The following is a 12,159-nucleotide window of genomic DNA, read 5'->3' as shown; positions in this document are numbered from 1 at the left end:
CATACAATGTATGAATTGTGAGTAAATTAGATTTTAAAAAATTAATTTAAAATCAAAAAATAGGGCAGGGGTGGTTAGAATAAACTGTACCGGTATAAATACTGATAATAACCTGATAAGCAGGCATTTTTCTTACTATAAAGTGGATGTTTTTTCTGCTTGAGAATGGATAATGCTGAATATATAATTCCAAAAACGAAAATAAAAATGGATAAGATTTGTGGATCAAAATTGAAAATTCGATAATCGTCAAATTGAACTTCAGCATCTTTTTCGGGAACTTCGATAGGAATATCTAAGACATCGTCCAACACAAATTCAAGTAATGAATCACCCATAAAATATTGTGTAGAAATATTTGTTGCACGAGTATTCGTATTGACACCAGCTTGATAAAAAAGCAAGTTCAAGTAACTGAATAACGCCAAGAAATAAAATATTCTAGTCCACATAAACAACAAATATAGAAAATCAAATAGTTAAGCTGGAACATCTACATAAATATTACAAAAGAAAAACATACGATAGCATTAGTTTTTTCGTGTTTTGACACAAATTCGTAATCGCTGAGATTTCAATAAAAAAAAATCAACGCGCAACTTGTATAAATAATTAAAATCTCAGGCCAAGATTTTTTAAATGAATGATTGTGTAATTTGATGAGAAAACCTTTCATGATAAAAATTTGATAAAATATGTTTTTTTACAGATCATGTATTTGGAGATTCTAGCAGATAGATCTCATAATTTTAATACGTACAAATGAATTGACATTTGTATAAAGATTATAATGATACATCATTATAATTAGTATGTAAGCTTAACTTGATATGAGATCTAGTTTTCGGGCTATTGATAAAACTTCAGATTCAAGATGTAAAATATTGTTGATGAAATATGGTGTAAATGAGAATATTAACGAGTCGTATAATTTATATTATGTTAAATAGAAATTTTATATCCATCCCCTAAGAATTTTTCGGGTATGATTCTTACTTACTAAGTGTTGCGCTTTTAAACCTGTTTTTGGCGTCTATATTTACTTGTCTTCAGATGATCATGCATGCATTGTTTATACCTAATCTATGGCATTTAGAATGCTAAAAAACGCACAAATTTTAATCTTTAGAACTTTATCATACGTTCGTTTTCGTAGGTATCTTGCAATTATTTTTTCATTGATGATGCATTTATATACTATTGAATATCATGCTATTATTTCTTAAATTTACATATCAGGTATCTATAAAAGTTTAAATCATATGAAAAAGACAAAATGGATTATAGACTCAGCTCACTCCTCAGTACAATTTCGTATCACTTATTTAGTAATTGCTTCTATTAGAGGTAGTTTTAACACTTTTCATGGGTTTGCTGAATGGGATGAGCATTTTCAAAATGCTGCTATACAATTCACTATTGATGCCAATAGTATCAATACAAATGTCGAAGAAAGAGATAAGCATTTGAAAAGTGCTGATTTTTTTGATACAGAGCTGTATCCTACAATATTGTTTAAATCAACTACTTTTAAAAAGATTAATAATGAAAATTTTCGATTAGAGGGTCATTTGACTATGCATGGGCATACCAAACTCGTTGAATTAAAGGTGGAATATAATGGTCATATAGTTGATCAATATGGTAAGGAAAGAATCTCTTTTGATGTCACGGGCAAAGTGAGCCGTTGGGAATTTGATATGAAGTATAATTCTGTTTTAGAGGCTAATAGCCTATTAATTGATGAAGATATTGATATTTTGATTCATTTGTTACTGCATAAAGAGCAATAAATTTATTATTTTGCGTGTGTAAATTAAATATTTTATAAATAATGGCACACGAACTTTTGACAAGTCTTGCGAACAAAGAAATTGTATTTTCTGATGTTTTGGCTTATATAGCAGCTCGTTATGAGCACACTCCTACTGCATTTACGAATGGAAATCAAGTTAATCAAGAAACAGAAAATCAAGGAAGTGCCAAAATCTTGGCATTTGCTACCTTGAATAATTTTGATAAAGATGAGACTCTTGCCCTATTCGCTGAGCATTATGAGTCTGTTTTAAATGATCCAGATGGTGATAATCATCAAAATATACGTCAGTTCATGATGAATGGCTGGGATGCTGTATCTTTTAGCGGCGTTGTCTTAACGCTTAAATAGCGCAATAATAGAAGAGCCGTTTTTTATAACGGCTCTTCTCGATAACAAAATTTCGTAAATAGCCAATATTAATGGGAATGCTCTCCTGAATTTGTCATTTTGGCTAATAAGAAAAATGCTCCTTTTTGAACAATCTTCGCATGTTCATCCAATTCTTTTATGGGAGTTATAGCTGTAAATCCGCGTGATGACACCCCTTTAACAACGACTATTCTTTCATATTCATTACCAGAATGACCATGGTCATGACCTTTATGACTCTCCTCTTTTTTGGTCGCAGTAGTCTCATTTTTCTCATGTTCGGCATGCTCCTCTTTTAAAATGAATATATAATCTTTGCCTTCGGCGCTAACGATGCAATCTGTGGGTACGGAAAGCAATGTATCATTACCGATCACAACTGTCCCTTGTACTTGCATACCATTGATAAGACCTTCTTTATTGCCTAGTACCTGTGCGTGAACGGCGATTGCATTTGTTTCTTTTTCAAATGCCTGCCCCAATTGATCAATCTGTGCTTCGTAGGATACATTTGGATTATTGACGGGTGAAAATAGAATTTTTTGTCCTTTTTTGACTTTTGAAAAATCTTTTTCATAGACATACATGTCGACGTGCAAAGCCTCGTTGTTGACAATTTCTAGAATTGGCGATGCTGCTTCTATGCGAGTTCCGATTAACCCTTGTATGGAGGCTACAACTCCTGAAATTGGTGCTTTTATCGTGATCTGGGATGAAATTTGCAAAGAACCTCCACCCGCAGATAGTTGTCTCGATAAACTGTTTTTCTGCGCTTTTAAATTAGCAAGCTCCACTTCTACCTGTTGAAGTTTTTTTAATGGAGCTGCATTACCTTCTACCAATTCCTGTTGACGATTGAATTCTAGCTGTGTCAACGAGATCTGATTGTTTATCAATTGTAGCTGTTCTTGCATTTTAATCAAATCGGGATTAAGGACTTTACCTAAAACTTGCCCTTTCTTAACAAAATCTCCCGGTCTAGCGTACAGTTCTTCTAGGACTCCTCCATATACGGATGTCACATATGCCTTGTTATCATTGGGAACGTCTAGTACGCCATTCAATACAAGGCCGTTGCTCAGCATCTGACGGGACAAACTTGTATAAGTAAGCCCAATCTGCTTTTCCTGTGCTGTTGTCAGCGTTAACGCCTCTTCTTCTTCGTGATCATGCCCTTGATGTTCTTCTGTTACTTCTTTGTTGTCTGAAGAATTTGTTTGACAAGAAGCTACAAGAATGCTGCTCGCAAAAAATAAACTATATCGAATTAAAAAATGTATTTTCATGATCATTAATTTGAATGGTAATATTGATACTGAATCACACTTTGATTATACGCATTCAAAGCTGTTAGGTAATTTATCTTGATATCAATGGACTGTGAAAAAAATTGAATTAGATCTGCATAACTGATTTCCCCGCTCTGATAGGCTAAATTCGCAGCTTTCAGGATTGCTTCGGACTGTTTCAATCCCGATTGTTCATAAAATTGCAGTTGTTTTTCATTTTTGGTGATTTCTTTTTTTGCATTGCTTTGTTGTGCCGTCAGACTCATTTTTAATTGCTCCAGTTCTTGTTTTTCTATTGCCGTTTCCAACTCAGCCACTTTGACTTTGTTTTGATAATATGTAGTGGAAAACATCGGTATATTCATCGTTAATGAAATTCCAGTGACCGCATTGCGCTGTCCCCAAAGTTTTTGAGAAAATGCTCTTCCAGAGAAATCAGGTAATTTGGCCTTGGCTTCCATTTTTGTATTAGCTTCAGCTATTTCAATTGATTTCTGTTGAATTTTAATTAAAGGATGTGCTCCAATGGAATCGAGATGTGGAGTGGTCTTTATTTTCTGCAAAGAATCTTTTATGGGTAGAATGATTGAATTATCATTTAACAAAACGCTAAAATTTTGAGCTACAATTGCTAGATCTTGCTCATTTTGCAACATGGTTGTTTTATTTTCTTGCCATTTAGTTTCAGCAGCCATTTGTTCCAATCCTGCGGCCTCCCCTGTTTTGACACGAAGTTTTGCTGATTCATATAATTTTTGATGGGTACTATCCAACTGCGAAAAGAAAGATTGTCGCGCTTCTAGATATATCAGCTGATAGTAATTAAGAGATACGTCTCTAATCAATTGCCTACGTGCATTTTCGCGTTCCTCTAACACCATCTGGCTGGTTTTTCTTAATAACTCTTTTCTTGCTTTATAGAATCCTGGCCAAGCAAAATCTTGACTGAGCCCAACTTTCCATATTCCATTGGGTTCCATTGGTGAAAAATCTTCATTTTCAATAAATACGCCTGTTTTTCCATCAAAAGATTTTTGCTCATCGAGTTTTGATTTTTGAAGTTCTAAAGCTGTATTTTTAAAATTTAGATTGGCATTCAAGGCTTGTGTGATCGCATCATCCAATTGTATCCGTTTTATATTGCTCTGTGCAAAGATGATGTTTGGAAACGACAACAATAGAATTATCAATGAAGTTATGATGGTTGATCTTCCTATTTTCATTTTTTTTGTGTTGAAAAATAAAACATATAGACATGGTAATATAAATAGTGTCAAAAATGTTGCTGATAGTAAACCACCGATCACGACGGTTGCTAATGGTTTCTGTACTTCAGCACCGGCACCTGTACTTAAAGCCATCGGTAAAAAACCTAAAGAGGCAACCGTAGCTGTCATCAATACGGGTCTTAGTCGAATTTTTGTTCCTTCCCACACCCGTTGGAATACATCGGTGATTCCTTCTTTTTCCAATTGATTGAATGTAGAAATCAACACAATACCATTTAATACGGCTACTCCGAATAATGCTATAAATCCTACTCCCGCAGATATGCTAAAAGGCATATCACGTATCAAAAGTGCAAATATTCCGCCTATGGCACTCATGGGTATCGCTGTGAAAATTAACAAGGATTCTTTGATGGATCTAAATGTCAAATACAGGAGTATGAAAATAAGTAATAAAGCTCCTGGCACGGCTAACGCCAGTCGTTTTGTTGCAGCATTGAGGTTTTCGAACGTTCCTCCGAAAGTATAGTAATACCCTGCGGGCATAATATCCATTTTCGTCAACTTTTCTTGGATTTCATTGACAACGGAAGTTACATCCCGATCTTTTATATTAAACCCGATTACAACTAGTCTTTTTCCAGATTCCCTACTGATTTGTGCAGGACCATCTTTTATGGCGATTGTTGCGAGCTGGCTCAGAGGAATCTGATCACCATCTCCTGTCAATATGGGCAGGTTTTCCACATCTGTCATAGATGTCTTAAAGGAGCTATCTAATCGGACAACTAAATCAAACTTTCGTTCGTTTTCGTATATTGAACCTGTGCTTGTGCCTGCAAAGGACATAGCAATCACTTTATTCAACTCATTGACCGTTACGTTATGTAAAGCAAGCTGTGTCCTATTATAGATAATGGATATCTGAGGCAGCCCTGTAGTACGTTCGATCTGCGGAGCCGAAGCGCCATTGACACTTTGCACGACTTGTCCTACGCGACTTGCGATAGTAGCCAAGCTATCAATATTCTCACCAAATATTTTTATAGCCACATCTTGTCGTACTCCTGTCATCAGTTCATTAAAGCGCATTTGAATGGGTTGGGAAGCTTCAAAGAAAACACCTGGAATGACTGAAAGCGAATCCAACATCCGATCTGCTAGCCCGGTGTAGGTATCTCCTGACTGCCATTCGGACATAGGTTTTAATGTAATGATCATGTCGGTCGCTTCTGGAGGCATTGGGTCTGTTGGAATCTCTGCACTACCGGTTTTACCGACTACAATCTTGACTTCAGGAAATTTTTTAATAATTTTAGCGGCCTGCATGGAAGTTTCTATGCTTTGGGAAAGAGAGGATCCCTGTGGTAAGATGCAGTGAAATGCATAATCTCCTTCCTGAAGTTGAGGGATAAATTCACTACCCATTTTGCTGAATAGAAATCCTGAGAACGTCAATAGAGCTAATGTCAATACTAATAATGTTTTTCTGATACCGACTGCTTTTTGAACCAATGGAGCATACCACATCTGCAATTTGGTCATCATCTTATCAGCGAACGTAATCTTATGTTGAGGTTTTTTTGATAAAAATAGTGCGCTCATCATTGGGATATACGTCAATGATAATACTAAGGCTCCAATAATAGCGAAACTCACTGTTTGCGCCATAGGTCCAAACATTTTCCCTTCGACTCCTACGAGTGTTAATATGGGGATGTATACAATGAGAATAATGATTTCACCAAAAGCTGCGCTATTTCTAATTTTCGACGATGATTGATATACTTCTTCATCCATTTCCGCTTGAGTCAACACATGCTGTGTCTTTCTTAAACCTAAATGATGCATGGTTGCTTCGACGACAATCAATGCGCCGTCAACAATAAGTCCAAAATCTATCGCTCCTAAACTCATCAAATTGGCACTTACACCAAATAAGCGCATCATACCTAATGCAAAGAGCATGGACAATGGTATAGCGGAGGCGACAATCAAACCTGCTCGTAGATTACCTAAGAAGATGACTAAAACAAAAATAACGATCAGTGCACCTTCAATCAAATTTTTCTCGACTGTACCGATGGCGCGATTGACTAAATCTGTTCGGTCGGAAAAAGCTTCTACTACAATATCTTTTGGAAGTGACTGCTTGATTCGTTCTAGTTTTTCCTTCACAGCTGCCACCACTTCAGCAGAATTTTGACCTTTGAGCATCATCACAATACCACCTACAGCTTCTTTTTCTCCATTGTAAGTAAGCGCGCCATAGCGTACGGCTGAGCCTTCACGGACTTCTGCGACATCTCTGATATAGATAGGAAAACCGTTTTTATTTTTTATGGAGACATTGCCAATATCCTCCATGGAAGTCAAAAGCCCTATTCCGCGGATAAAGTATGCGCTTGGTTTTTTGTCAATATAGGCGCCTCCTGTATTTTGATTGTTCTGCTCCAATGCAGAAAAGATCTCGTTTATCCCGACCCCTGTTGCTTTTAGTTTGTAAGGATTGACGGCGACTTCATATTGTTTGAGTTTCCCACCGAAACTATTTACTTCCGCCACACCTGGTGTGCCGTAAAGCTGTCTCGCAATGATCCAGTCCTGCATCGTCCGCAAATCTGCGGCGGAGTATTTGGACTCTGCTCCTTTTACTGGATGGATAACATATTGATAAATTTCGCCTAATCCTGTACTAATAGGCGCTAATTCAGGACTTCCGAGACCATCTGCAATATTTTCCTTTGCTTCTTGTAGTTTTTCACTGATCAATTGCCTTGCAAAGTAAATATTGACATCGTCGTCAAAAACTGCGGTAACGACAGATAGCCCAAAACGTGATATGGAGCGTAACTCCACGAGATCGGGCAAGTTTGTCAACTTCTGTTCGATCGGATATGTGACAAACTGCTCGACCTCTTGAGTGGCTAATGCAGGTGAGCTGGTTATGATCTGTACTTGATTATTCGTAATATCTGGATTGGCGTCTATCGGAATATGAAAAGCGCTCCATATCCCCCAGATGATCCATATCAAAGTAAAGAGTCCGATAATAATTTTATTACGGATACTGAACTTGATGATTGCGTTCAACATAATATTATACTTAAAAATAGCGATACAAAAATGCTCATTGATAAAATGAGTGAATGAAATTTAGTCTGTAAGACTCTAAGAAAATTCGTGTTAAACGAGTTGAGGGGGGTGCCAGATGCTGGAGTAGTCAAAAGAATAAAAAGTGCTTTCGTACGCAATTTCATCTTTTGAGTGCAATAATACGGTGACAAAGGATATCATCGTGTTGTGTTCTATATTTAAAACTGTAGAGCAGCAAGAGCAGATACAAAATGGAGAACAATAATCTACATGTTCTTCTTCATTATGATGGATATCTTTATACTCTGCAGTCTGTACAGCAGAAGATTCCTGTTCATGATCTGCACAAGGAACCATCGTCAATGCGATGAAATATAAGCTTAATATATAGACAAATATCTTCAAGTATTGAATTTAAATATTATACAAAAATAACAAATTAATTAAGAAAGCAAAACTAACGAGGCCTTTTTAATTTTCACATATAACAGTTGTTTTTTATAAAAAAAATGTAATGAAATATGTTTAATTTTTATATATTAGCAATTCAAAAGGGAAAAAATTTACTATAATACATGTCAAATACTTTTAACGAATTCATCAATTACGTTGAGAAACGCAATCCAAATGAACCAGAATTTCTACAAGCTGTACAAGAAGTTACAGAGGATTTAATTCCATTTATTTCTGAAAGTCATCCAGAATTACTTAAACTACGGATTTTAGAAAGATTAGTTGAGCCAGAGCGTGTTATATCATTTCGTGTGGCTTGGTTAAATGATAAAAACGAAGTTGAGATCAATAGAGGTTACCGTGTTCAGATGAGCAGTGCTATCGGACCATATAAAGGCGGGTTACGCTTTGCTCCATCGGTTAACTTGAGTATATTGAAATTTTTGGCTTTCGAACAGGTATTCAAAAATAGCTTAACAGGCTTACCTATCGGTGGCGGTAAAGGTGGTGCTGATTTTAATCCAAAAGGAAAATCGGATGCTGAAATTATGCGCTTCTGCCAGAGCTTTATGACAGAGCTATTTAGACATATCGGTCCAGATACTGATGTACCTGCAGGTGATATCGGTGTTGGCACACGTGAAATTGGTTATTTATTTGGACAATATAAAAGATTACAAAATGCATTTACAGGTGTCTTAACTGGCAAAGGTAGTGCTTGGGGTGGCTCTTATACAAGACCGGAAGCGACAGGTTATGGTTTACTTTACTTTGTTGAGTGCATCTATGACTTTAACAATCAGAATTTAAAAGATAAAGTGGTAGCGATTTCAGGAGCTGGGAATGTAGCGTATTATGCTGCTGAAAAATCTATCCATTTAGGTGCAAAAGTAATTACCTTATCTAATAGCCAAGGTACACTTTATGATGAAGATGGAATAACTTCTGAAAAATTGGCTTATATCGGAACTATTGGTCGTGATTTGGATCAATACCTTACGAAATATCCGAATGCGAAATATTTCACGGATAAAAAACCATGGGAATTTAAATGTGATATCGCACTACCGTGTGCTACACAAAATGAATTGACAAAAGAAGATGCACTGACTTTAGTTGCAAATGGTTGTCAATGTATCGCTGAAGGTGCAAATATGCCATCCACAGCTGAAGCAATTAAAATTTTCCATGATGCACAAATTAGTTTTGCACCGGGTAAGGCTGCAAATGCAGGTGGTGTGGCTGTTTCTGGATTAGAGATGTCACAAAACTCGATTCGTCAACAATGGACGAAAGAAGAGGTCGATTGCAAATTGAAAGATATTATGGTCAATATTCATAAGACTTGTGTGAAATATGGTCATGATAAAAATTATATCAACTACTTAAAGGGAGCCAATATCGGAGGATTTCTAAAAGTAGCAAGAGCAATGACTGAACAAGGGATTGTCTAATTTTACGTTTTATTTTTCCATATAACGGTTAATCCTTCAACAAGATTAACCGTTTTTTTATTTACTTTGTAAAAATTAGTAACATGAGAATATTAGCAGAGCTACCACATCCAGATTGTAAGATATCCATTTTCGGTATGAATCAAAAGTTCATCATCAAATTTGAACAGGGCACATTAGAGCAGTCTTATAAGATTGCAGAAACAGATATAGTCGGCGGAGTCAATGGTGTCTTCGAATTACTGGATGATGCTTTCATCGCTGAGGTGCTTAACCACTTTAGTGCCATGCGTAAATCCTTCCTTAGTGGCTTTGAAAGATATGATTCTTAGGTTGACTGAAAGAGTTTATTTATCTTATTTTCAATTATTTAGTTTTCAATAAAGCTTAAAACAGAATATTATTTGGCAATTATATAGAGCAGTTAGATCATTTGGATATTCCACTTGCACAAATACTAAACTTAAAGCTATTAAGCACCTCTAAAACAAACAATTATATATGTTTGCAAAATATAATTTGGCTTATGATTATTTTTGTTTTAAGATAAAAAGGGTATCCAAATTTTGGATACCCTTTTTCAGTATTTTTATCAAGATTTATTACAATGGATCTTTATTTCTTAAAAAATCATTGATAACGGCAGGCACCATATTTACAATTGAACCTTTATTTTTCCATACATCTCGAACAATCGTGGAAGATATATGAGCAAGTCCACTCCTGCTCATCAAAAAGTAAGTTTCAATATGTGGCGCCAAAATCAAGTTATTTTGTGCGATACTATTTTCAAATTCAAAATCTGCAGTATTTCGAAGACCCCTTATTAAAAAGTTGGCGCCAACTGTATTGCAAAAATTAATCGTCAACCCTTCAAAGGAAACAACTTCAATCGTTGGTTTATCTTTGAAAACAGCTTGTATGGTTGCCAATTTATCCCCGACTGTCAATAAACCCTGCTTGGCACTATTGACACCAATAGCAATATAAATTTTATCAAAAAGAGGTAAGGCACGTTCGACAAGATCTTGATGTGCTAATGTAAAGGGATCAAAGGATCCAGGAAAAACAGCAATCTTCATAATTTAACAGGTGTAAAATGAGAATGATGAATATCCATACTTTCTTTTTTCGACAAAATTTGGATGTGGATCCATTTCTCTAGTTGATGGATGTTCAATAATTAATAAACCGCCCTTATTCAGAAGTTCATTTTCCAATATCAAATGTGCTAACTGCGGTAATTTTGGAATATCGTAAGGAGGATCTGCAAAAATAAAGTCAAATTTGGTCTTTGAATTTTGAATATATTTAAACACATCTGCTTTTTTAGCATTTATCGTTGAAATATTCATCTTTTTTGCCGTTTCGGTAATGTATTGTACACACTTGAAGTGTAAATCAATCGACTCAACGGCATGTGCGTAGCGAGAGGCGAGTTCAAAACTAATATTACCTGTACCAGCAAATAAATCAAGGCAATTTAATTGGTCGAAATCTAGTCGATTTTGTAAGATGTTAAACAAAGCTTCCTTTGCGATATCCGTAGTTGGTCTTACGGGTAGATTTGTGGGTGGATGAAGGCGTATACCACCATATTGCCCTCCTATTATTCGCATAGTATCGCGTCAAATAAAGTGTTATAATTTTTTAAATTGATTTCGTCGTGATCGTGGTTAATATGTACCTTGCTTTTAGATGTTAAATAGGCTATTGTATCAGAATATCTTTCTAAACATTTCATATAACTGTCGTTAGGTATATCTCCTGATATCAAGAGTTTAGAAACTTGTTCTGATAATGAAAATTGTTGTAAAATATTCAGAATATAGTAATTCAAATCTTCAGCAAAATAGACATCAAAGGAGTTATATAAGATGAATTGACCGTTTTGAAATACATAGAGGTCTACCAAATGGTGAGATACAAAATGTACGCCTAGCACTGACCCCCTGATGGGTACCAAATCTTGAGCCTGATCAAGTATAATACAGAATTCAGGAAATATTTGAGCATCTGGAAATAATGCTTTCCATCTGTTGTACAAAATCAAGTCGTATTCAAATACTGCTACAATACCTAAGTTTTTCATTTCATAGGTATGTATATGATCGGTCGCATGCTCTACAAGATAGGGTGCATAATCACTTAAACGATCCTCTTGAAAAACTTCTTGTGGGATAAAGGTTAAACTTTGGTGCGGTATCACCACTTTGACAAATCGAAAGGGTAAACTCAAAATTTGAGTGGCTTCCAATTTTGGATTTTCAGCATCATATTCCAGTAAGAGATTCAGGTTTAACTTGCTGTCTGTTATTGTGATAACGTCCTTGCTAAAACCTGCTTTTGCAGATAAGGTATATTCTGGCAAAAAATGGATATTGAAATCCTCAGAGATATAATTCATATGTATGCTTTCCAAATTCAATTATTAAATTGTACAACCTAAC

General features: G+C 35.6%; 11 protein-coding genes. 4 read left to right on the top strand and 7 right to left on the bottom strand.

Annotated elements, in window-relative coordinates:
* Positions 1 to 74: 74 nt before the first annotated feature.
* Positions 75 to 452, bottom strand: coding sequence for a hypothetical protein (locus C8N37_RS14525; RefSeq protein ID WP_108159568.1), 378 nt, complete (start codon positions 450 to 452; stop codon positions 75 to 77).
* A gap of 810 nt (positions 453 to 1,262) precedes the next feature.
* Between C8N37_RS14525 and C8N37_RS14520 the strand changes: the two genes are divergently transcribed.
* Entirely contained in the window at positions 1,263 to 1,793 is a 531-nt protein-coding gene (locus C8N37_RS14520; protein WP_108159567.1) for a YceI family protein, read from the top strand.
* A 41-nt stretch (positions 1,794 to 1,834) separates the two neighbouring features.
* Positions 1,835 to 2,167 (top strand): HopJ type III effector protein, encoded by a 333-nt coding sequence (locus C8N37_RS14515; RefSeq protein ID WP_108159566.1) that lies wholly within the window; start codon positions 1,835 to 1,837, stop codon positions 2,165 to 2,167.
* 68 nt (positions 2,168 to 2,235) lie between these two features.
* On the opposite strand, the gene C8N37_RS14510 is transcribed toward C8N37_RS14515, so the two are convergent.
* The 3 genes from C8N37_RS14510 to C8N37_RS14500 form a co-directional block, all read right to left on the bottom strand.
* On the bottom strand, positions 2,236 to 3,474 hold the full coding sequence (locus C8N37_RS14510) for an efflux RND transporter periplasmic adaptor subunit (protein ID WP_108159902.1): 1,239 nt from the start codon (positions 3,472 to 3,474) through the stop codon (positions 2,236 to 2,238).
* A gap of 5 nt (positions 3,475 to 3,479) precedes the next feature.
* On the bottom strand, positions 3,480 to 7,802 hold the full coding sequence (locus C8N37_RS14505; RefSeq protein WP_108159565.1) for a CusA/CzcA family heavy metal efflux RND transporter: 4,323 nt from the start codon (positions 7,800 to 7,802) through the stop codon (positions 3,480 to 3,482).
* 90 nt (positions 7,803 to 7,892) lie between these two features.
* On the bottom strand, positions 7,893 to 8,207 hold the full coding sequence (locus C8N37_RS14500; RefSeq protein WP_146171078.1) for a DUF6660 family protein: 315 nt from the start codon (positions 8,205 to 8,207) through the stop codon (positions 7,893 to 7,895).
* A 170-nt stretch (positions 8,208 to 8,377) separates the two neighbouring features.
* On the opposite strand from C8N37_RS14500, the gene gdhA reads away from it, so the two are divergent.
* Both gdhA and C8N37_RS14490 read left to right on the top strand, forming a co-directional pair.
* Positions 8,378 to 9,709: an NADP-specific glutamate dehydrogenase gene (gene gdhA / locus C8N37_RS14495; protein WP_108159563.1), complete on the top strand. Its 1,332-nt coding sequence runs from the start codon at positions 8,378 to 8,380 to the stop codon at positions 9,707 to 9,709.
* A gap of 83 nt (positions 9,710 to 9,792) precedes the next feature.
* Entirely contained in the window at positions 9,793 to 10,041 is a 249-nt protein-coding gene (locus C8N37_RS14490; protein WP_108159562.1) for a hypothetical protein, read from the top strand.
* A 270-nt stretch (positions 10,042 to 10,311) separates the two neighbouring features.
* Here C8N37_RS14490 and coaD read toward each other — a convergent pair whose 3' ends face one another.
* Genes coaD through C8N37_RS14475 form a run of 3 tightly spaced genes read right to left on the bottom strand, consistent with a single transcriptional unit; the run spans position 10,312 to position 12,116 of the window.
* Positions 10,312 to 10,791: a pantetheine-phosphate adenylyltransferase gene (coaD, locus tag C8N37_RS14485; RefSeq protein WP_108159561.1), complete on the bottom strand. Its 480-nt coding sequence runs from the start codon at positions 10,789 to 10,791 to the stop codon at positions 10,312 to 10,314.
* 3 nt (positions 10,792 to 10,794) lie between these two features.
* The gene (gene rsmD / locus C8N37_RS14480; RefSeq protein ID WP_108159560.1) at positions 10,795 to 11,328 is read right to left on the bottom strand and encodes a 16S rRNA (guanine(966)-N(2))-methyltransferase RsmD; all 534 of its coding nucleotides are present in this window, start codon (positions 11,326 to 11,328) and stop codon (positions 10,795 to 10,797) included.
* Positions 11,319 to 12,116: a DUF3822 family protein gene (locus C8N37_RS14475; RefSeq protein WP_108159559.1), complete on the bottom strand. Its 798-nt coding sequence runs from the start codon at positions 12,114 to 12,116 to the stop codon at positions 11,319 to 11,321. The genes rsmD and C8N37_RS14475 overlap by 10 nt, the downstream gene beginning before the upstream one ends.
* Positions 12,117 to 12,159: the final 43 nt, after the last annotated feature.

Source organism: Sphingobacterium faecium, from assembly GCF_003054045.1.
Taxonomy (GTDB): Bacteria; Bacteroidota; Bacteroidia; order Sphingobacteriales; family Sphingobacteriaceae; genus Sphingobacterium; species Sphingobacterium faecium.
The sequence above is the reverse complement of the archived record's forward strand: the minus strand, read 5'-3'. Positions and strand labels throughout refer to the sequence as shown.

Excerpts from the sequence above, each read along its gene's own strand:
- C8N37_RS14525 (WP_108159568.1), bottom strand. The coding sequence starts at position 452 with ATGTGGACTAGAATATTTTATTTCTTGGCGTTATTCAGTTACTTGAAC.
- C8N37_RS14520 (WP_108159567.1), top strand. The coding sequence starts at position 1,263 with ATGAAAAAGACAAAATGGATTATAGACTCAGCTCACTCCTCAGTACAA.
- C8N37_RS14515 (WP_108159566.1), top strand. The coding sequence starts at position 1,835 with ATGGCACACGAACTTTTGACAAGTCTTGCGAACAAAGAAATTGTATTT.
- C8N37_RS14510 (WP_108159902.1), bottom strand. The coding sequence starts at position 3,474 with ATGAAAATACATTTTTTAATTCGATATAGTTTATTTTTTGCGAGCAGC.
- C8N37_RS14505 (WP_108159565.1), bottom strand. The coding sequence starts at position 7,802 with ATGTTGAACGCAATCATCAAGTTCAGTATCCGTAATAAAATTATTATC.
- gdhA (WP_108159563.1), top strand. The coding sequence starts at position 8,378 with ATGTCAAATACTTTTAACGAATTCATCAATTACGTTGAGAAACGCAAT.
- C8N37_RS14490 (WP_108159562.1), top strand. The coding sequence starts at position 9,793 with ATGAGAATATTAGCAGAGCTACCACATCCAGATTGTAAGATATCCATT.
- coaD (WP_108159561.1), bottom strand. The coding sequence starts at position 10,791 with ATGAAGATTGCTGTTTTTCCTGGATCCTTTGATCCCTTTACATTAGCA.
- rsmD (WP_108159560.1), bottom strand. The coding sequence starts at position 11,328 with ATGCGAATAATAGGAGGGCAATATGGTGGTATACGCCTTCATCCACCC.
- C8N37_RS14475 (WP_108159559.1), bottom strand. The coding sequence starts at position 12,116 with ATGAATTATATCTCTGAGGATTTCAATATCCATTTTTTGCCAGAATAT.